Source organism: Xanthomonas euroxanthea, assembly GCF_903989455.1.
GTDB classification, from domain to species: domain Bacteria; phylum Pseudomonadota; class Gammaproteobacteria; order Xanthomonadales; family Xanthomonadaceae; genus Xanthomonas; species Xanthomonas euroxanthea.
In genome coordinates, this window is the sequence record NZ_LR861803.1 from 147294 (window position 1) to 169539 (window position 22246).

13 protein-coding genes are annotated in these 22246 nt (G+C 62.5%); 12 read left to right on the top strand and 1 reads right to left on the bottom strand.

Annotated features, from left to right (window positions below; genetic code table 11):
- Positions 1–381 precede the first annotated feature (381 nt).
- Positions 382–1590 carry an enoyl-ACP reductase FabV gene (gene fabV, locus H7A86_RS00610; protein ID WP_119130078.1) on the top strand — a complete coding sequence of 403 codons (1209 nt, stop codon included), beginning with the start codon at positions 382–384 and terminating at the stop codon, positions 1588–1590.
- Between the two features lie 276 nt (positions 1591–1866).
- Here the strand turns inward: fabV and H7A86_RS00615 are convergent, their stop codons facing one another.
- The gene (locus H7A86_RS00615; protein ID WP_104584457.1) at positions 1867–2889 is read right to left on the bottom strand and encodes a sugar kinase; all 1023 of its coding nucleotides are present in this window, start codon (positions 2887–2889) and stop codon (positions 1867–1869) included.
- A gap of 285 nt (positions 2890–3174) precedes the next feature.
- Here H7A86_RS00615 and H7A86_RS00620 point away from each other — a divergent pair, with 285 nt between their 5' ends.
- The 11 genes from H7A86_RS00620 to H7A86_RS00670 all read left to right on the top strand — a co-directional run bounded on the left by H7A86_RS00620 (position 3175) and on the right by H7A86_RS00670 (position 22212).
- Positions 3175–5943 carry a TonB-dependent receptor gene (locus tag H7A86_RS00620; protein WP_115675567.1) on the top strand — a complete coding sequence of 923 codons (2769 nt, stop codon included), beginning with the start codon at positions 3175–3177 and terminating at the stop codon, positions 5941–5943.
- A 229-nt stretch (positions 5944–6172) separates the two neighbouring features.
- The gene (locus H7A86_RS00625) at positions 6173–9370 is read left to right on the top strand and encodes a TonB-dependent receptor (RefSeq protein ID WP_119130079.1); all 3198 of its coding nucleotides are present in this window, start codon (positions 6173–6175) and stop codon (positions 9368–9370) included.
- Positions 9371–9382: 12 nt separating this feature from the next.
- A complete protein-coding gene (locus tag H7A86_RS00630) occupies positions 9383–10360 on the top strand; it encodes a pectinesterase family protein (protein WP_119130080.1) in 978 nt (325 codons plus the stop codon).
- On the top strand, positions 10360–11403 hold the full coding sequence (pelA, locus tag H7A86_RS00635; protein ID WP_119130081.1) for a pectate lyase: 1044 nt from the start codon (positions 10360–10362) through the stop codon (positions 11401–11403). The genes H7A86_RS00630 and pelA overlap by 1 nt, the downstream gene beginning before the upstream one ends.
- 88 nt (positions 11404–11491) lie before the next feature.
- A complete protein-coding gene (locus H7A86_RS00640; RefSeq protein ID WP_425509733.1) occupies positions 11492–15433 on the top strand; it encodes a LamG-like jellyroll fold domain-containing protein in 3942 nt (1313 codons plus the stop codon).
- Positions 15434–15538: 105 nt separating this feature from the next.
- Positions 15539–16267, top strand: a complete 729-nt coding sequence (locus H7A86_RS00645; protein WP_147421285.1) for a hypothetical protein — start codon at positions 15539–15541, stop codon at positions 16265–16267.
- Between the two features lie 79 nt (positions 16268–16346).
- Positions 16347–17033: a hypothetical protein gene (locus H7A86_RS00650; protein WP_147421286.1), complete on the top strand. Its 687-nt coding sequence runs from the start codon at positions 16347–16349 to the stop codon at positions 17031–17033.
- Positions 17034–17105: 72 nt separating this feature from the next.
- Entirely contained in the window at positions 17106–17972 is an 867-nt protein-coding gene (locus tag H7A86_RS00655) for a TIR domain-containing protein (RefSeq protein WP_119130082.1), read from the top strand.
- Positions 17973–18981: 1009 nt separating this feature from the next.
- Positions 18982–20694 (top strand): HNH endonuclease, encoded by a 1713-nt coding sequence (locus H7A86_RS20780; RefSeq protein ID WP_197944245.1) that lies wholly within the window; start codon positions 18982–18984, stop codon positions 20692–20694.
- A gap of 375 nt (positions 20695–21069) precedes the next feature.
- Positions 21070–21423 carry a SymE family type I addiction module toxin gene (locus tag H7A86_RS00665; RefSeq protein ID WP_119130083.1) on the top strand — a complete coding sequence of 118 codons (354 nt, stop codon included), beginning with the start codon at positions 21070–21072 and terminating at the stop codon, positions 21421–21423.
- A gap of 54 nt (positions 21424–21477) precedes the next feature.
- Positions 21478–22212 carry an RNA polymerase sigma factor gene (locus H7A86_RS00670; protein ID WP_232099168.1) on the top strand — a complete coding sequence of 245 codons (735 nt, stop codon included), beginning with the start codon at positions 21478–21480 and terminating at the stop codon, positions 22210–22212.
- Positions 22213–22246: the final 34 nt, after the last annotated feature.

A 22246-nucleotide genomic window follows, 5' to 3' on the forward strand; every position in this document is an offset into this window, starting at 1 on the left:
GAGCCTCGACGATCGCCATCATGCGCGGCCAGGCACGGCACGGCAAGCGCAAACGTAGCACAGCGCTCGGGCAGGAAATCGAGGGTGATCGTGGTTCGTTCGCGCCCGTGTATGGACGATGCCGGCCCGGCAACGCGGCGCGCCGGGCGATGACGGGCGTCTTCACGCATGGCGATGCAGCCGCGTGTGGCGCGCCGCGGGCTGTCTCGCCGGCAGGCCGACGATGTGCGCGTGTTCGGTGCCTTGGCGTTACCAGGCCGGCGCTCCGCAACGGTTGCTACGCCGCCGCCGCTCCGCACCGCCGGTGGCCAACGCCGCTCGCCCCAAAGTCCGTCACACGCACTAAAATGCCGCCAGCATCTTGCTGACCAGGAGTCCACGTTGATCATCCATCCCAAAGTGCGCGGCTTCATCTGCACCACCACGCATCCGCTTGGCTGCGAGCGCAATGTGCTCGAGCAGATCGCCGCCACGCGTGCGCGCGGCGTGCGCAATGACGGCCCGAAGAAGGTGCTGGTGATCGGCGCATCCAGCGGTTACGGCCTGGCCTCGCGCATCACATCTGCCTTCGGCTTCGGCGCCGACACGCTGGGCGTGTTCTTCGAAAAACCCGGCAGCGCCAGCAAGGCCGGCACCGCCGGCTGGTACAACTCCGCTGCGTTCGACAAGCACGCCAAGGCCGCGGGCCTGTACAGCAAGTCGATCAATGGCGATGCGTTTTCCGATGCCGCGCGCGAAAAGGTCATCGAACTGATCAAGACCGAGATGGGCGGCCAGGTCGACCTGGTGGTGTATTCGCTGGCCTCGCCGGTGCGCAAGCTGCCCGGCAGCGGCGAAGTGAAGCGCTCGGCGCTCAAGCCGATCGGCCAGACCTATACCGCCACCGCCATCGACACCAACAAGGACACCATCATCCAGGCCTCGATCGAGCCGGCCAGCGCGCAGGAGATCGACGACACCGTCACCGTGATGGGCGGGCAGGACTGGGAGCTGTGGATCGATGCGCTGGACGGCGCCGGCGTGCTTGCCGATGGCGCACGCAGCGTGGCCTTCAGCTATATCGGCACCGAGATCACCTGGCCGATCTACTGGCACGGCGCGCTGGGCAAGGCCAAGGTCGACCTGGACCACACCGCGCAGCGCTTGAACGCGCGCCTGGCCAAGCGCGGCGGCAGCGCCAACGTGGCGGTGCTCAAGTCGGTGGTGACCCAGGCCAGCGCCGCGATCCCGGTGATGCCGCTGTACATCTCCATGGTCTACAAGATCATGAAGGAAAAGGGCCTGCACGAAGGCACCATCGAGCAACTCGACCGCCTGTTCCGCGAGCGCCTGTACCGCGAGGACGGCCAGCCCGCCGAGGTGGACGACGAAAACCGCCTGCGCCTGGACGACTGGGAACTGCGCGACGACGTGCAGGACGCCTGCAAGGCGCTGTGGCCGCAGGTCACCACCGAGAACCTGTTCCAGCTCACCGACTACGCCGGCTACAAGCACGAGTTCCTCAAACTGTTCGGCTTCGAGCGTGACGATGTGGATTACGATGCCGATGTGGAGACGGACGTGACCTTCGACTGCATCGAGTTGGGGTGAGGCGCGGGAATCGGGAATCGGGATTGGGGAATCGGAAAAGCCGCAGGTTGCTGCATCGCTGAGATCCTAGGCGCACCCGAATCGATTACGGCAAGGGCAACGGGCACGCGATGCCGGCTGCCCTTGCTGTGACGAATCCCCACTGCAAGCACCAGCCCGCCGGCCCGTGAGCGCGTCAGACCCGACGCGCCGCGCTCGGTGGGCAACCAATACGGAAAGTAACGCGGAAAGTCAGCGCTCTTGAGCTCCTACGATTCCCGATTCCCCACTCCCGATTCACCGCCTCACATCAAACCGTGCATCCCCCACGCAGGCCTGCACCTCGGCCACCGAGAGCGGATTGAAATCGCCGGGGATCGAGTGCTTCAGGCAGCCTGCTGCCAGGCCGAAGCGCACCGTATCGTCCAGTGACCAGCCTGCGATCAGGCCGTGCAGCACGCCGGCCGCGAAGGCGTCGCCGCCGCCGATGCGGTCGATGATCGGCGTGAGTTCCTCACTCGGCGCGCGCGCCACCGCACCACTGCGCGGCACCAGCAGCGCGCCCAGGCTGTGGTGGTCCACGTTGTGCGTCACGCGCTGGGTGCAGGCCATCAACTGCAGCTGCGGGAATGCGGCAAACGCCTGCTGCGCCGCCGCTTCCACCCGCGCTTCCAGCGTGTCCTGAGGAAACTCGCCGCCCAGCACCACGCCGATGTCGCGGTAGTCGGCAAACACCACATCCGCACAGGCGAACAGCTGGTGCAGGATGCCGCGCGCATCGCCCTGCCAGCGTTGCCATAGCTTGGGCCGGTAGTTGCCGTCGAACGAGACCTTGACCCCGGCCGCCCGCGCCGCGCGTGCCGCCGCCAGCGTGGCCTGCGCCACGTCCGCGCCCAGCGCCGGGCTGACCCCGGACAGGTGCAGCCACTGCACGCCCTCCAGCAGGGCCGGCCAGTCGTAGGCATCGGCCGGGGCCAGCGCAAACGCCGAATCGGCGCGGTCGTAGACCACCTCACTGGGGCGGTGGATCGCGCCGGTGGTCAGGAAGTACAGCCCCATGCGGCCGTCCACCCGCCGTACGTGGCGCGTGTCCACGTCGTGGCGGCGCAATTCGCCCAGCACCGCCGCGCCCAGCGGGTTGTCGGCCACGGTGCTGACCATGGCCACGTCATGGCCGAAATGCGCCAGCGATACGCCGACATTGGCCTCGGCCCCGCCGCAATGCACGTCCAGCCGCGGCTGCTGCAGCAGCAGCTCGTGACCAGGCGCCCCCAGGCGCAGCAACAACTCTCCAAAGCACAGGATACGGGCACGACTCATGCGGCAATTACCTCGGCTGTGTGGTGCGTCACGGTGTGGGGGAACCGCTGCGCGTCAGGATGACCATCGGTGTCATTCTAGCCGGCGCCAAACGCGCCGGGCGAGGCCCATGATGCGACGCGCAGTGACCGCTTGCACCCCTTTTGGGCAAATTCGGTGACGTTTTCTGCTGCGCTGCAAGATGTTACGGGAGGATTCAGCTGGTAACGTCGTTTTGACCAGCGGTGTCATTACCGCTCACAACCAGACTTTCATGTTGTTCATGGACCCTTGGGAGGGGAGGACATGCAATTTCGGACCACCAGCCGGAAGACACCGGTTACCTTGCTGGCGTTGTCGATCGGCCTTGCGCTGAGCGGCCACCTGGCAGCACAAGACACCACCCAAGCGCCTGCAGAACCGGCCGTCGACCTGGACACCGTCACGGTGACCGGCTATCGCGCCTCGGTGGAAAAGGCCCTGGACATCAAGCGCGGCGAAGCCGGCGTGGTCGATGCGATTGTCGCCGAGGACATCGGCAAGTTCCCCGACCTCAACCTGGCCGAATCGCTGCAGCGCATCCCCGGCGTGGTGATCACCCGTGAGGCCGGCGAAGGCCGCGCCATCTCGGTGCGTGGCCTGGGCCCGGAGTTCACCCGCGTGCGCATCAACGGCATGGAAGCGCTCACCACCGTCGGTGCCGGCGACCAGAGTGGCGGCACCAATCGCGGCCGCGGCTTCGACTTCAACGTGTTCGCCTCGGACCTGTTCTCGCAGCTGATCGCGCGCAAGACGGCCTCGGCCGATGTGGAAGAAGGCTCGCTCGGCGCCACCGTCGACCTGCGCACCGCACGTCCGTTCGACTACAACGGCTTCACCTTCGCCGCCAGCGGCCAGGCCGCCTACAACGCGATGGCCGAGAAGGCCAACCCGCGCGTGGCCGCGCTGATCGCCAACACCTGGGCCGACAACACCTTCGGCGCCCTGCTGTCGGTGGCCTACACCGAGCGCGAGGTGCTGGAAGAGGGCTCCAACACCGGCCGCTGGGCCAATGGTCCGAGCAACGGCGGCTTCAGTGCCACCTCGCCGTTCGCCGCGGCGCGCTCGGCCGATGTCTACCACCCGCGCTTCCCGCGCTATACCCAGCAGATCCACGACCAGCAGCGCCTGGGCGTCACCGGCGCGTTGCAGTGGAAGCCGACCGACCGCACCACGCTGTCGCTGGACATGCTGTATTCCAAGATCGACGCCAAGCGCGACGAGCGTTACATCGAAGCGATTTCCTTCAGCCGCGGCGGCAATGCACGCCCGGTGCTGGTCGGCAAGCCGGCCACGGTCGTGCGTAACGGCGAGGTCCGCAACAACGCCCTGGTGTACGGCGAATTCGACAATGTCGATATCCGTACCGAAAACCGCCACGACGAGTGGAACACCGAGTTCAGGCAGGTCAGCCTGGACCTGGAGCATCGTTTCAACGACGACTTCAGCATCAATGCCCGGGTCGGTACCTCGCGCTCGGCGCACGAGAACCCGGTGCAGACCACCATCATCATGGACAAGTACGACGTCGACGGCTACAGCTACGACTACCGTGGCAACAGCCGCGCGCCGGTGCTGAACTACGGCATCAACCCGACCGATCCCACCGGCTGGGAACTAGCCGAAATCCGCCTGCGTCCGCAGACGGTGGACAACGACTTCGACACCGGCCAGATCGACTTCAACTGGAACATCAGCCCCGGCTTCCGCCTCAAGGGCGGCGTGCTGGCCAAGAACTACACCTTCAGCACCGTGGAGCTGCGCCGCGCCAACGAACTGGCCGTGCCCACCTTCGCCAATGGCACGCGCATCGTGCCGGCCGATCTCACCGAACAGGCCGGGCTCAAGGGCATCAACGGCAGCCCCTCCAACTGGGTGGTGCCCAACCTGGATGCGGTGGCCGACCTGTTCGGCATCTACAGCAACAGCGGCAGCTTCGCCGTGGCCCCGCGCGTCAACAACAGCCGCAGCGTCGAGGAAAAGGACCGCGGCGTGTGGTTGATGGGCGAGTTCTCCACCGACCTGGGGTCGATTCCGTTCTCCGGTAACTTCGGCGTGCGCTATGTGGAGACCGAGCAGGAATCCACCGGCTATGCCTTGATCAACAACGCACCGGCGCTGACCACCGTGGGCCGCAAGTACAGCAACACGCTGCCATCGTTCAACCTGGTCGCCGAGCTGGCACCGGACCTGCTGCTGCGTCTTGGCGCGGCCAAGGTCATGAGCCGTCCCGGCCTGGGCAGCCTCACCCCCGGCGTGACCGTGGCGGTGGCCGGCGGTGCGCGCACCGTGGCCGGCGGCAACCCGGACCTGGACCCGATCGAGGCCACCAACGTCGACCTCGGCCTGGAGTGGTACTTCAACGAAGGCGCCATGCTCGGTGTCGGCCTGTTCTACAAGGACATCGAGAGCTTCATCCAGACCGCGCGCGAAGTGCGCCCGTATTCCAGCAGCGGCCTGCCGGCTTCCCTGCTGGAAGGCACTGGTGCCACCGTCAACGACGACTTCGCCTTCAGCATCCCGCTCAACACCCCGGGCGGCGAATTGAAGGGCGTGGAAGCCAACTACACCCAGCCCTTCACCTTCCTGCCGGGCAAGTGGGCCAACCTGGGCGTGCAGCTCAACTACACCTGGGTCGATTCGAAGATCCAGTACCTGGCCAGCAGCGGCGCGCCGGTGATGAAGAACGACCTGCTCGGGCTGTCGCGCTCGTCGTGGAACGCCACGCTGTTCTACGAAGGTGAGTCCTTCGCCGGGCGCGTGTCGGCCACCAACCGCGACGACTACCTCACCCAGGCACCGGGTGCGGAAACCGGCTTCAACGTCGACGGCGTGCACGGCATGACCGGCACCACCATCCTCGACGCCTCGCTGCGCTACAAGATCAGCAAGCAGCTGGAGCTGAGCCTGGAAGGCATCAACCTCACCAACGAGGCCTCCGACGAGTGGGTGTCCTCGCCACGCACCGGCCAGCTGCCGCTGCAGTACGCCGAAACCGGTCGCCAGTACCTGCTGGGCCTGCGCTACAAGTTCTGACCCGCTGTCCGCCCGCTGCGCACACGCGCGGCGGGCCTTATTCCAACGCTTGATCGTCTTGGATGCGGTGCACTGGTGCACGCATGCAACGCGGTGGGCGTGATGTTTAAAGCCTCCAGCAACAACGCAGCGCGCTTGCGCAGCGGTGTTGCTGGTCGCCCATTGCGACGCCATGGCCTTGGGGGGCTGAGCGCGTCATTGCAGCCAGTGCCATGGAGAGAGCCGCATCATGCATGTCCGTTCGCGTCGTTCCGCCTCCGTGGCGGCCGCTCGCTTGCCCACCGCGCGTCTGTCGGTGGCCATCGTCCTGGCACTGCATGCGGCCGCTGCCGTCGCGCAGACCGCGCCGGCCACACCGCCCACCGATGCGGTGGACCTGGACCGCGTGCAGGTCAAGGCCACCTACCGCGAAAGCCTGCAGCAATCGCTCGATGCCAAGCGCTACAGCGTGGAGCAGGTGGATGCCATCTATGCCGAAGACATCGGCAAGTTTCCCGATCTGAACCTGGCCGAATCGATGCAGCGCATCGCTGGCGTGTCCATCGACCGCGAAGGCGGCGAGGGCAAGCAGATCTCCGTGCGCGGCCTGGGTTCGGACTTCACCCGCGTGCGCATCAACGGGCTGGAAGCGCTGGCCACCGCCGGCAGCGGCAGCGATGGCGTCAACCGCAGCCGCGGTTTCGACTTCAATACCTTTGCCTCCGAACTCTTCAGCCGCGTCACCATCAGCAAGACCCAGTCGGCGCAGATGGACGAAGGCTCATTGGGTGCCACGGTCGATCTGCGCGGCTCGCGCCCGTTCGACTTCGACGGCTTTGAAGCGGCCGCGTCCACGCAATACGGCTACAACGATCTGTCGCGCGAAAAGGATCCGCGTTTTTCCGGTCTGATCAGCAACATCTGGGCCGATGGCCGCGTCGGCGCGCTGATGTCGGTGTCCTACAGCGAGCGCCACCTGCGCGAGGAGGGCTACAACCCGGTGCGCTGGGAGCACGGCAACTACCGCAACTCCAACCAGAGCACCGCCACCAACAACGGCACCTACGGCTTCTGCTCGCCGGTGGGCTACAACCCGCAGACCCCGCGCAACCCGCTGGCCAACGAAACCCCTGCCGGGGTCGGCTCGCAGGCCAACCAGGACCGCAACAACGGCTGGGGCAGCTACGGCATCAGTGCCACCAATTGCGGCACCGGCATCGCGCGCCCGGCCAACACGCCGGAGAACATCCAGGCCTACGAAACCGCCACCAACGCCTGGATTCCGCGCTACCCGCGCTACATCCGCACCGATCACGAGATCAAGCGCCTGGGCGTCACCGGCGCGCTGCAATTCAAGGTCAGCGACGACACCCTGCTGAACTTCGACATGCTGTATTCCAAGCTGGACAAGGACCAGCGCGAAGACTCGGTCGGCGCCAACCTGCACCGCACCGCCAACTTCGGCGGCAAGACCCAGATCGCCGTGCGCGAAGCGCAGGTGGACGACCAGAACCGCCTCACCTACGGCGTGTTCGACAACGTCGACTTCCGCACCGAATCCAGCAACATCGAAGAATCCACCGAGTTCAAGCAGTTCAGCCTGGACCTGCAGCACCGCTTCAACGACCAGGTGCGCGTCAATGCATTGGTCGGCCACTCGACCTCGGACTACGAACGCCCCGAGTTTTCGATGGTGAGCTTCGACAACACCAATCTCGATGGCTTTGTGCTCGACCGCCGCAATGGTGGCGATTACCCAAGCATGAGCTTCCCCTTCGATGCGGGTAACCCGAATAACTGGCAGTGGCTGGGCTATGGCGCAGTGCCGGTCAACAGCAACGGCACCGCGCGCGGCACCAACATCAGCGAGGTGCGGCTCAACCCGCAGTCGGTGGGCAACACCTTCGATACCGCCAAGGTGGATCTGGAATTCAACATCAGCCCCACCTTCACCTTCCGCACCGGGCTGGCCTACAAGAACTACGACATGGACACGTCGGAGTCGCGCAACATCTCCTATGGGCGCCTGGCGCAGGCCTTGCCGGCCGGTGTGGGCGTGGGCGATTTGAGCACCAACCTGGACGGCTTCGGCCGCAGCTTGAACGGCAGCTTCCCCACCACCTGGGTGATTCCGGATTTCCAGAAGGTCGCCGACCTGCTCAACATCAATTGCGACTGCGACACCGGCGTGCCCGGCGGCGACTACCGCCTGGCCGATGTCGGCCACTTCGGCTCGTCCAACAACAACTTCGCCGTCAACGAAAAGAGCCTGGGCACCTACCTGCAGCTGGACTTCAACACCGACCTGTGGGGGCGCGCGCTGCGCGGCAACCTGGGCGTGCGTTATGTGCAGACGCAGATCGCCGCCAGCGGCTATGCGCCGTGCACGGCCACCGCGGCCGGCGCCATCTCGCCCAACTGCCAGTCGTTCTTCGGTGTGGCCAGCGCCACCGCCGCGGCCGGCGAGCGCCTGCTGGTGCCCACCACGGTCAACCACAACTACCGCGACATCCTGCCCTCGTTGAATCTCTCGTGGGATGTCAGCGACGAGGTGGTGCTGCGCTTCGGCGCGGCCAAGACCATGGCGCGCCCCACGCTGGCGTATCTGTCGCCCAGCGTCAGCGGCGGGCCCACCCAGTATTTCGACGACGGGCGCTTCTTCTCGATCAACCTGGGCAACCCCAAGCTCGACCCGTTCCGTTCCACCAACTACGACCTCAGCGCCGAGTGGTATTTCCGCGAGGGCTCGCTGTTGTCGGCGGCGGTGTTCTACAAGGACATCGACAGCTACGTGCAGCGCACCCGCGTGCTCAGTACCTGGGAAGCGATGGGCTACTCGCTGGACCTGCTCCCCGCAGGCTTCACGCCGGACACCATCTTCAACGTGCAGAGCTACTTCAACACGCCCGGCGGCCCGCTCAAGGGCTTCGAGCTGACCTACCAGCAGGCCTTCGACTTCCTGCCCGGCTTCTGGCGCAACTTCGGCATCCAGCTCAACTACACCCAGGTCGATTCCAAGATCAATTACCTGTTCAGTACCGCCGGCAGCAGCAATACCAGCATCACCACCACCGCCACCGAGCGCGACCTGCTCAACCTCTCGCCGCAGTCCTACAACGCCACCGTCTACTACGACGACGGCCGCTTCAGTGCGCGCGTGTCCACCAGCTACCGCGATGGCTACATCAACAACATCCTGGCCCAGGAAGACGTCTACGACCTGGATGGCAAGCGCCTGGTCACGGCCGACGTGACCGGCAAATACAGCGTGGAAAACGTGGATTTCAACATGTCCTACAAGGTCAACGACCAGCTGTCGCTGACGTTTGAGGCCATCAACCTGCTCGACACCCCCGACCGCCGCTACGTCGATTCCACGCTGGAACTGCCCGACAAGTACACCGTCACCGGGCGCCAGTACTACATCGGCGCGCGCTACAAGTTCTGACAGGAGCAACGCATGCAACTGCATCGCAGGATCGTGTTACGCACGCTCGCCGCCACCGCCTTGCTGGCCGGGCTGTCGCTCGGCAGCACCGCTGCCATCGCCGCCGACCCGGTCTACACCGTGGCCAAGCAGGGCAGCGCCGGCTACCGCACCGTGCAGGCCGCCATCGATGCGGCCGTGCAGGGCGGCAAACGCGCGCAGATCAACATCGGCGCCGGCACCTATCAGGAACTGATCGTGGTGCCGGCCAACGCACCGGCGCTCAAGCTCACCGGAGCCGGCGCCACCCAGACCATCATCACCTACGACAACTACGCCTCGCGCATCAATCCGGCCACCGGCACCGAATACGGCACCTCCGGCTCGTCCAGCGTCATCATCGCCGGCAACGACTTCACCGCGGAAAAACTCGCCTTCGGCAATCACGCCGGCCCGGTGGGGCAGGCGGTGGCGGTGCGCGTGGATGGCGACCGCGCCGCGTTCCGCAACGTGCGCTTTCTCGGTTACCAGGACACGCTGTACCTGCGCGGCGCCAAGCTCTCGTATTTCCTCGACTGCTACGTCGAAGGCACCGTCGACTTCGTGTTCGGCGCCGGCACCGCGCTGTTCGAAAACGTGCAGCTGCACTCGCTGGGCGATGGCTATCTCACTGCCGCCTCCACCCCGCAGGAAAGCGCACACGGCTTCGTATTCCGCAATGCACGCGTCACCGCTGCCAGCGGCGTGTCGCGCGTGTTCCTGGGCCGGCCGTGGCGCCCGTACGCCAGCGTGAGCTTCATCAGCAGCCAGCTCGGCGCGCACATCGTGCCCGAGGGCTGGAACAACTGGGGCAACACCGCCAACGAGGCCACCGCCCGCTACAGCGAATACCAGAGCAGCGGCGCCGGCGCCAACCCGTCGCGCCGCGTGAAATGGTCGCGTCAGCTCAGTGCCGCGCAGGCCGCCGCGCTGGATCGCAACACCATCCTCGGCACCTGGAGGCCGTTCTGATGATCCGTTCGCACCTGCTCCGTTTCCACACGCTCGCCTTCGCCGGCGCCTTGCTGCTGGCACCGCTGTCCGCACTGGCCGACAAGATCGCCGACAACATGCTGCTGCTGCAGACCGCCTCCGGCGGCTGGTCCAAGCAATACAAGGGCGTGGCCGTGGACTACACCCGCACCTTCACCGCTGCGGAAATCGCCGAGCTGCAGCAACCCGGGCGCAAGGACGACGCCACCATCGACAACAAGGCCACCACCTACGAGGTCGGCTACCTCTCCACCATTTACAAGACCGAGAAGAACGCCAAGTACGTGGCCGCCGCCAAGCGCGGCGTGGACTACCTGCTCACCGCGCAATACGCCAACGGCGGCTGGCCGCAGTTCTACCCGGACCTGTCGTCCTACCATCACCAGATCACCTACAACGACGACGCCATGGTGCGCGTGCTCAACCTGCTGCAGGACATCAGCGAGGGCAAGGGCGACACCGGCGCGCTGCTACGTGCCAGCCACGGCGCACGCGCACGCCAGGCGGTGACCAAGGGGCTGGAATGCGTGCTCGTCACCCAGGTCAAGATCGGCGGCACGCTCACCATCTGGGGCGCGCAGTACGACGAGGTCACGCTCAAGCCGGCCAAGGCGCGCGCGTATGAGCTCGCGTCGCTGGCCTCCAGCGAGTCGGTGAGCATCGTGCGTTTCCTCATGCGCCAGCCCAACCCGTCCGCACAGATCAAGACATCGGTCGAGGCCGCTGCACGCTGGTTCGACACCCACCGCATGCGCGACCTGGCCACCAAGAAGATCGACGACCCCACCCAGGAAACCGGCCAGGACGTGATCCTCATCGCGCAACCGGGTGCGTCACTATGGGCGCGCTTCTACGACCTGCAGAATCAACGCCCGCTGTATGCCAACCGCGAGGGCAAGGCCTTGACCGAGTACATGCAGGTGCCCAATGAGCGCCGCGTCGGGTATGCCTGGCACGGCACCTGGCCGGACAAGCTGTTGAAGGACGACATTCCCAAGTGGCGTACCGCCAACGGTTTGTAAGTGCGTCGCCGCCACCGCGTGCAACCGCGCGGTGGCTGTTTTACGTTTTGGAATTGACGAGGTGAGCGTGTCGAAGGTCTTGTTGGGAATGTTGTGCCTTATCGCGCTGCCGGTGAGCGCGGCCACCACCACCGCGCCGGAGCTGTTGTTCCGGGTCTCGGCCGACCGCGACCTGCAGGCCGATATGGCCCGCGGCGACGGCGTGCCCAACTTCCGCGACAAGATCACGCTGGTGCCCACCGGCAAGCGCGGCAACGCCATCGAATGGGCTGACGACGGCGTGCTGTCGTGGAATGCGCCCGGCAACCTCTACACCCAGCGCGGCACGCTGGGCTTCTTCTGGCGCGCACGCTATGCGGTGGGTGAAGCGCCGTTCGTGATCTTCCGCGTCGGCTACGCTGACCACACCAGCTGGGACATGGCCTGGCTGCGCATCGACTGGAACGGCCACGGCTTCGATGCCTTCGTCACCGACGCCAACCTGGCGCGCACCCGCGTCTCCTTCAAGCTCGACAAGAACCCGGCCGCCAGCGACTGGACCCACATTGCGTTTGCCTGGGACGAAACCCGCGGCGTGCGCCTGTATGTGGACGGCAAGGAAGCCGCCCGCGTGGACTGCGGTGCGCCCTGCGCCAACGGTGGCGCGCTCGACTTCGATGCCGCGCTCGACCAGTTCGGCCTGGCCGGCCGCGTGATGTCGCCGCACCAGGTGCAGAGCCGCTACAACTTTTTGCGCGGCAGCGACTTCGACGAACTCCGCATCTACGACCGCATGCTCGACGCCAGCGGCGCCGCCGCGCTCGCACGCCTGCAGGAGCCCGCCACCGCTGAAGCACCCACCGGCAACGCGCAACACGCCGCCTTCCTGCACCGCTTCGGTTGGGACAACGGCCACGCACCGCCGCTGCTGGACGCACCGGTCACCCGCATCCGCAAGGTGGAGTTCGCCGACGCGCGCGACCTCAAGCAATGGATGTGGAAGGCCACCGACGGCATCGCCGAAACCACCTGGCCCGGCGTCTACAACCGCTCGCGCCTGCCCGGGCGCGACGACTACTTCCAGCTGCCGGACTGGAACACCTATGTCGAAGGCGGCAAGGCGCTGGACCTCACCCTGCCGGACGAGGCCTTCAACCGCATCGAGCTGCGCGGTGCTGCGTACGGCCAGGCCACTTACGCCGCGCCCAATGCACAGGCGCAGCCGCTGTTCGCGCGCAGCCAGGGCGTGGTACGCAGCGTGGACCAGTTCCCCGAGCGCCGCGGCGGCACCCTGCGCTTTGCCAACACCGCGCAGGAAACCCCCATCCAGGAAATCTGGGCCTACAACGTGCAGCCGGGCGAGGTGCCCAAAGGCAGCGCGCAACTCAGCTACACCGTGCGCAGCGACATCCAGCCGGACTACGACAACCTCGCCCCCTTGCGCGATGTGATCGCCGGCCGCTACCCGCCAGGCGAGCGCCAGACCGTGGTCGCGCTGCCGACCAAGGCACCGGCGCGCAAGCGCCCCAGCGACAAGGCCGCAGCAAGCGCGCAGCAACCCATCGTGCACATCCTGGTGCCCTCCAGCCTGGGCAACCCGCCGCCGGACCAGGCGCTGATGCGCAGCTGGTCTTACGGCTGGGAGAACATGCACGACGGCCTGGACGGCATCGCCATCACCCTGCCGGCACTCAACCTGCCGGCCACCCACAACGGCAGCATCCCGCTCAACATCCGCATCAAGGACCCCATCTGGCCCGCGCGCGACATGATCGATGTCTCGGTCGCCGTCGCCCCCGGCCAGGCTCGCACGCTGTGGCTGGACCTGCGCGACAGAATCCTCAGCAACGACAGCCTGATGCTCAGCATCGCCGCCGCCGCACCCGGCTTCGATGCCAATGCACTCGACGGCACCCAGCTGCAACTGGTGTTCAAGCCGCGCAATGAGGCCATCACCGAGCACGTGGCCGACCGCTTCAATCAGGTCAAGGACAACTGGGGCTTTCTGGTGGAAGAACACACCACCTCCAAGCGCCAGCTGCTCTACAAGCGCCTGGACGCCGACATCACCGATCTGCTGCGCGTGGACCCGGACCACGCGCTCGGCCGCCAGTACTGGAACGACATCAGCTACGCCAACCAGGGCGTGTTGCCTGTCGAGATGCCCAGCGTGCCCAAGGGCGTGCCCGCCTGGGCGTTCTGGCAGCTGCAAGACCTCAGCGCCACCCGCCGCTACATCCGCTGGTGGATCGAGCAGCGCCAGGTGGCCTACGGCGATTTCGGCGGCGGCATCTCCGACGATTCGGACCTGGTGCAGCAATGGCCCGGCGTCGCCCTGATGGGCGTGGACCCGGACATGCTCAACGCCTCCATGCTGGCGCTGTCCGATGCCAACTACCGCAACGGCATGTTCACCAACGGCCTGTCCACCATCGAAACCGACGAGCTGCATTCCTACGAGGAGGGCATCAACCTCAACAGCGCCCTGCTGTACCTCAACTGGGGCGACCCGCGCACCGTCGAGCGCCTGATGGAAACCGTCAAGGCGTTCGACACCATCATCCAGGTCAACCCGCAAGGCCACCTGCTGTTTGCCAGCAACTGGTTCGGCGGCCGCACCGTCTACCGCGAGCCCAACTGGCAATGGCAAAAACCGTACTCCTTCCCCATCGTGCACCCGGCCATCCTGCTGGGCGGCTATAACGCCGACCCCAACAGCCGCCGCATCGTCACCGGGCTAGCGGATGGCTACCTCGCCCACGCCTACACCAACGCCAAGGGCAACTGGGCGCTGCCCAACGAGATCAACTGGCAAACCGGCAAAACCCGCGGCGGCGAACTGTTCGAAGGCAGTGGCGGCGCCGACACCTTGCACACCTTCTGGGCCGCCTACCGCTTCACTGGCGAGCAGCGCTATCTCAAGCCCATCGACTACCGCGTTGCCAACAGCGGCCCCAACGGCCTGTCGCTGCTCAACGAAAACTTCCTGGATGTCATGGGCAAGCGCAGCGACTGGAGCGGCAAGCTCATCGATGCCGCCAACAAGGACGACGGCAGCGCCCCGGACTTCCCGCACCATGTGGCTTGGGAGCAGACCGGCAACCTCGAGTATCTCGCCGCCATTTACCGCAGCGAGGCAAGAGAGAAACTGCAGAACTTCTACATGAACACCGAAGGCCACTGGTGGAGCGACCGTGTGGAATCCCCCACGGTCAACCTGCAGCGCGCCCGCCTGGGCGGCGTGGCCCTCAAGCGCAACCAGACCTATCCCGGCCACACCGTGAGCTGGCGCTTCGCCGATCCAGAGGCCGCAACCCAAGTGGCCATCGCCATCCCCGCACCCCGGCAAGACCGCTTCCTCGTCATCGCCTACAACACATCGAATAAAAACCAGCGCGCCAGCATGACCGGCTGGAACGTCGCCCCAGGCCAATGGCGCATCACTCAAGGCGTGAGCAAGGCCAATGACGGCAAGCTCGACAGCAACGCCAAGACACAAGAGGTCGCTTTCGAAAAAAGCGCGGCCATCGACATCGACTTCCCCGCAGGCCGCACCACCGTCCTGCAGCTCGAACGCATTGCAGCCACTACCCCGGTCGAACTGCGCCCGGATCTGGGCATCGGCAATGGCGATGTGCGCGTGACTGCCGATGCCATTGAGGTCACCGTGCACAGCCTTGGCCATGCCGATGCACCGGCGGGGTTTGTTGTGCTGGAGGATGCGCGTGGGAAGGAGCTGGCAAGAGCTGTATTTCCGGCGTTGGAGGCTCCGCGGGATTTGGTGCCTAGGACGGCGGTTGTGCGGTTGGCTGTGCCGGGTGGTAGTACTGGTAAGGGCGCGCGGTTGCGTCTGGTGACGGAAGGTGAGGTTGCTGAGCTGACTCAACGCAACAACATGCTGGCTGTGCCGCAAAATAGGCAACGAGCTCGAGTGTCGGATCTTCTAGGGTTTAGCGTCGGGCCACAATTAAATCGGCGTAACTGGATGAGCCCGCAAGGGCGCGGTCTAACACCTGTCGTCAGAGTCATAAACATAGCTGAAGGCGATTAGCTTTAAACGCATGTAGCAATTGACCGCCGTCAAGGAGTCAGCGAGGATCTGACTATGCCGCGCTTAGGCGGTCCGATAGTAGTTAGCCGTCACGTGGAGGTATCGATGCTTACCGAACTGAGATCAATCCTCCAGTCTGCGCTGTCCAACTGGCTGAACCGACCAGTTGTTTCAATCGCCGGCCTCTCGATGGTCTCCTCTGGCCTTCCTCTGATGGTGGTCTCAAAGCTCTTTAGCGTCGGTGCTAAAGTCTCCGTGACCACCCGATATGTCACTGGCGACTTTCAGGTGGATAACTCTAACGAAACATTAATTTTCGTTTCTGGCCTAGCCCTTGTTGCTGTAGGTGCTCTGCTAATCTCGTGGGCAACGCTGGCAAATCGCCCAGCCCAATCAGATGCTAAGTCGAAGCTTACATCGCTGTTGCAAAGCTCTACTTTGAATTCGAACACTGAGATCCAACACCATTTTAAAACAGCCTATGGCTATTCAACGGACGTAGCTGCCATACGAGCCATATTGAATAGCTCTGATCCAGACATGTTTGCGATGGACTTCCATAATTCACGTGGCAAGGTTGCTGTAGTTGGCTCAAGCTTCCAGAGCGTCCAAGGATATTGCCCCAGAGCGGCCAGAAAACTGAGCAACCGCCTGTATTTTATAGTTGCTTTCCTTGCAATTTGCTGTTTCGCGGGTGCTCTTCAACCCTGGTGGCCTACTGACCTGATGACTGCTTCCGCTCTCATCTTTGCATCATTTGTTCTTGCTGCGCTGTGTATTCCTATCTTATCGAAGATAAAACGATCGAGCGCTGCTCTAAGGTTGACTACATGAAGGCTCACAATTAATTCAAGCCGAACCCGCTTTGCAGGTCGGCTTAAGTCAGGCGTTAACCTAATCACATTGCGATACCATGAAGAAAAAGACCCTTGAACAACTGTCTCTCGAAGAACTTGCTTCGATCCACCTTGACATCTACGACACCCCAAAATCATTGGCTGTCGGGTACGTGCGATCTTGCATCGGCGGCCTCATAACTGAGATTAAACAGTCGCGCGGACGCGAATGCACTCGCATTTTTAGTCCACTCTATGGGAGTTTCGCGCTGCTGGATCAAATCGGCACTTGCTACACCAATAAATCGATTCAACCCTGCCCGAATGCGAATGCCTGCGGCATCAAAAAAGCCCTTTACTATTTTTGCAACATGCAGTATGACTCAGATGAGATGAAAGCACTCTACGGGCTGCGAAACTCTCTGATGCATGATGGAAGCATTCTTTATCGTGGCAGGTATGAATCCGGAAGATGGAAAGGACCCTACCATCATTTCATTCTTGGGTCGGATAACCAGAACATAGTCGAGCTGCCGCCCACACCGTGGGATGGAGATCTAGAAAAGTTGACCTCGGCCCACCGCACTAAGATTAACCAACGGGCGTTCACTGATTTGGCCATCAATGCTGTTAGCGTTGCGCGTCAACTTCTGGAGAATGGAAATCTAGGGTTCTCGCTAGTTGAAGGCAAGATTGAGTTGTATTACAGGTACCTTTTCCACATAGTGCCGAACGAAAACGCAAACTCGGCCGCAGCAGTCTAACAATTCATTCTGGCTGATGCATCTTCGCGGCACTGTTTCATTCAAACGTCATCCCTCAATGCAGAAAATCCGATGGCCCGAGCGAAAGCATCCGAACGAAAGACCGCAAATCTCACCATCGAGCAAATGCGGTCTGGCGTCAAGAATATTGAGCGGCGCATCGCGGATTTAGAAAGATTTGACGTTAACTCAATTCCAGAGCGATGGGACCCTGTCGTTGAAGCTCTTGAGAAAAAGGTGAACAGCACTCTTCAGCAAATCCTCGGGCATGACACAGTTGAGTATCAGGAATACTCGATTCGCTCGCTTGACACCCTGCCTTTATTCATGGGCGGTGACCCCGATCCGATTCAAGAAGTTCACACCGGTTATCGCGAAGGCATTGGACGAGAGCGGCTCAAGTTAGTGACGCTACGCGATATACTTCTTGAGCGCATAGATGACTCGGAAGATCCACCGGCAGCACTAACCGCTCCCTCTATGGCCCGCCAGAGTACGCGCCACGTTTTTGTGGTCCACGGTCATGAAAACGGTTTGAAAGAAACAATAGCTAGATATTTGTCAAGGCTGGAGCTCACACCAGTAGTTCTCCACGAGCAGCCAAATCAGGGGAGAACAATAATTGAAAAGTTCGAGCATCACGCGAATGTGGATTTTGCGGTTGTTCTTTTCACGCCAGACGATGTGGGGCACCCAATCAACAAAGCAGAGCAATCTCGGCCAAGAGCTCGCCAGAACGTCGTGCTCGAGCTCGGATTTTTTATGGGCGCACTTGGCCGCCATCGCGTCTGTGTGCTGCACACTGGAGATATCGAGTTGCCTTCTGACTATGCAGGCGTGCTTTATCTTCCGCTGGACGTCGGCGGCGCATGGCGATTTCTACTTGCCAAAGAAATGAAAGCTTGCGGCATACAAATAGACCTTAACCTGGCTAGCTAGTTGAGGGCTAACAATTCATTGAAGCCGAAGCCGCTTTGTGGCGCGGCTTAATTCAGGCGTTAGGCTTTGGTGGAGCAAGTCTATTGGTGGGTGCAGCTTCGGTGAGTTGGCTTGCATGCATACGGTCGGCTCCGGGCAACATACAACACGGTTGCTCGTGTCGATAGGGTTGGTGCTTCGCCCTCGCACGTTGTTGCCGCGCTGCGCTCATTGCGTTTGGCTTCGGTGGCGCCGCTGCATCGCTGGGCAAGCTCCATCCCGCAAGCTGTGGCACACTCAGTCCAGGCGGCATTGCTGGGGAGCATGGTTGCAACATCCAGTCTCCGAAGAACGGGGTCGGGCTCACTTAAAATATGGGCAACGCGGTGAATTTCGAGCTTCGCCTGTAGCACCTGCTCACTGCGGGCCTGCCGCGACCTGGCGAGCCGATGTGGGTAAAAGCCTAACAAATCGTTCGAGGCGGACGCCCTCCGGCATCGGTTACCTACACATTAGAGCGCGATGGATTCCACACTAGCTAACCGCCAATTCAATCGTGCCTACATCTCGATGCACGATATGCAACGATGCATCAAGTACTTGGAGAGCGCTCAAGCCGCTGTTGGCCGGGAAGACTGGGTGGTGGCAGCTGGCATGTTGAGTGCGGCTATCGTTAACTATGCACGCCCATTCTCTGGGAATCGCGAACACCCCAATACAACCCCGAATCCATCTTTCCGACTCTCGTCCCTGACACCCGAAGAGAGGATTCTGCACAAGCATGTACTTGTGGTTCGCAACGAGGCTATTGCCCACTCGCAAGCCGAAAGAAATCCAGTCAAAATGGATAGCGCTTCGGAAACGGGCTGGATTGCATCTAGCAGACTTTACAACCCCCTAGCGGAGATTGAGCATCTTGGAGATCTTCTGAATCTTGCCAAAAAGGCCAGAGGCATTTTCGCAATTGCAACGCACCAGTGTGCACGGCAGGCATAAGGTGTTGCGCCCTAACAATTCATTAGGGGAGAGGATGGACGAGAGAACGGCGAGAACGATCCATGGTCTGAAGGACTGGAAGCAAATTGCAAGAATGTTGGCCAATTCGAAATCATCAGGACGACTGACTATAGAAATCGAGCAGGCGCTACACGAGCGAGCGCTTGCCTTGGCCCATGATGAGGTTGCGAAAGTGACCGAGCTGAAGTTGGAGGGCTTGACGCCGGCTGAAGAGAAAGTGCTGCGAGCCGTTAAGGAGTACTTGGTAATCAAGCGACGGATCGGCAGTAACGCGAATCGCACTTTAGATCAAATCCGGCGCCAAGGATTTCTTGGGGCCGCTGAAATTTCCGTAGAAAGGGCCAGGCCGACGCAGGGGTTCCGTGAGCTGGTGGACGTCAATCGCCAAGATATCTCCTACGAGAATATTGTGGTTCAGCACCAGGAGGAATTCTCCGAGAGAACCCTATGGTTTGCACAAAGAGCGTTGGGCTTGTCAAAGTCCTCAGATGCGGTGCCGGCAGCAGCATCGAGCCTCACGCAGATGCGCACGGAAGCTGTCTTGCATTGGCTCCAGGCTTTAGCAGAAAAGAATCATGGAATCCTGCCAAACTTCTCTAATGCTGACGTCGCATCCGCAATAGGTCTGGATATACACCGATATGGGCGGCCACAGGGCAACATCCAATCGCGCATAGATTTTGCATGTTTTCAATGTGGGCTCCCGCCACTCGGTCTGGCTGCGACTGAGCCCTTCTCAGAAGCCTGGAGAAACAACAACAGCGCTTGGGATTTCCCGATTTCTAGTATGCGGGTTGCGGCCAAGTCGCGGAATTGGAGCGTTGCTGAATTCCAGCGCGTGCTTGCTGCTACGAGGACTTTGCAAATCTCCGCTCATCCCATGTGGAAAGAGAAAATGGTCACTGCCGAGGGTGACGTGCGGGCTTGGGCCTTCAGTTTCGGCCAACAGATAACCGAACAAGCTGAGCGTTTGAGCGTGAGTCGCCCTCCGAGCTGGTCGAGGGATGAACTGATCCTTGCGCTAGAGCTCTACCTTCGAAATCCCGACTCACCATTAGGCAAAAAGAGCCCTGAGGTGCTCGAGCTCTCTGAACTGCTGAATCGACTCGGTCTAGCTCTGGGCATGGCCCGCGGCATCGCCTTCCGAAACGCCAATGGCGTTTACATGAAGATGATGAATTACCGGCGTCTGGACCCGAGGTATACGAACCACGGGCGTACAGGCTTGACTCGGGGAAACAAAGACGAGGACGTTATCTGGCGCGAGTTTTCCGGCGACCCGCAAAAACTGAAAGCAGTAGCTGGAGCGATTCGGGCTGTGCTGGAAAAAGGGGCAAAAGACGGCCTCGGATTCGTGGAGGATGAGGAGGGCATCACGGAAGCTGCAGAGGGTAGACTTCTCACGCGGCTTCACCGTATTCGTGAACGAAGTCACGAGTTAGTAAAGCAAAGGAAGAGGCGAGCATTTGAGGCTCACGGGCATCTGTTCTGTGAAGCATGTGGATTCGATTTCGGTCGGAGCTATGGTGAGGGGGCAGGCACCATCATCGACTGCCACCACACGAAGCCCGTGCATACGCTGGCCGAAGGAGAGAAGACGCGGCTTGAGGATCTAGCATTACTGTGTGCCAATTGTCATCGCGTAGTACATGCATTTCGACCTTGGCTTTCAATCGAAGAGTTGCGTCATCGATTAGCGGCAGCTCATGGACCGTCACCTAGGTAGGCGGTCTGCCGCAAGTTGCGGGGATAAGTGGTCAGATTCCTTATCCAGATGTCACGCTCTTAATAAACAATGGCTTTGTTGGAGGTGATCAACACGCTACCCAGGTAGGCAGTTGACATCCCAACAAACCCGCAGCAATCTCTACCACAAGGAGCGTAGAAACTCCTCACACAGCGGTACCCACCTCCGTCAAACCGGTGGGTTTTTTGTGCCTGCAGCGTCTTGCGGGCACAACCGACGCGATGCCTGCGTCGGGAGGGCGGCTAATACAACACCCCTCGGGGAAATACGCCCGCCGACTGTGTGCGGTTTCTAACCTCCCGACATCCCGTCGCCACCCGGTGGCGGGGCCTGTTCGTCAAGGAGGGCTTTGCCATGCGTCGATCCACGTCCCGTCCCAAGCCAGCGCGCAAGCGCGCCACGGTGACACCACCCACCGAGGTCGTCTGGCGCTCGCTCGACCCAACGATCACGCCGCGGCCCTACCTTGACCGCCCCGCCATCCCCGAGCCCCGCCCCGATCCCAACAAGCCGCGCTGCCCAGGCCACCCGCGTGCCCCGCAACACTGCACCGTTGGCTACGGCTACTACCCCGACAGCCACCAACGCATCCCCACGCTACGCCTACGCGGCCGCTGGCTGGAACAACTCGGCTTCACCATCGGCAGCAAACTCCACATCCGCATGCGCAACGGCGAGCTGGTCGTCACCGTGGCACCTGCAGAGTGACCAACCCGCCGCATCCCGCGCACGGCGCGTGCCCCCCGCAGTTGGAGAACTCGCATGGTGAATGACACCCTGGCCAGCACCTTCGGCACATCCTCGCGCTTCGGCAACACATGGATGCCGCTGCCAGCCGAACGCGCAACCAATACCTGCACCACCTGGCATCGACGTAGCGGCTCAGGCACAACCGCCACTCCACGCACGCCGTACGTTACGCACCCGCGCGCCGCAGTTATGCGCGGCTACACCCGCGTACGCCGCACCACGCGTTGGCGCGTACGCGAAGAGCCGGCAGCGGGCAGAGCGCGTTTCGACCAGGCCATTGGCCTATTGCATGCCGACCTGCTCGCCTACATGCACCGGCGCCTGCGTGACCCCGACACCGCCGATGACCTCACCCAGGAAACGCTGCTCCGCCTGCTGGCCTACCGCGACGCGCCCGACATCGGCGACTACGCACTGCTGATGTACCGCATCGCCCACAACGTGGTGCTGGAGCATTGGCGCACGCGCAACCGCCGCCACGCCAACGCCCACGTCGCACTGGACCTGATCGCACCATTGGCCGCAGACGGCGCCCACGTCGACCAGATTGCCGATGCCCGCCGCATCCTGCAGCACCTGCGCACCCACACGCTACCCGCGCTGCCGCCCAGATGCCGCCAGGCCTTCATCCTCAACCGCATCGACGGCCTCACCTACCCGCAAGTGGCCGCAGCCATGGGCATCTCGATCAAGATGGTGGAAAAGCACATCAGCCGCGCACTGGCTGCGTGCAGGAATGCTTTGTAGTTGAAGCCAATCAGTAAGGCTTGACGAAGACAAT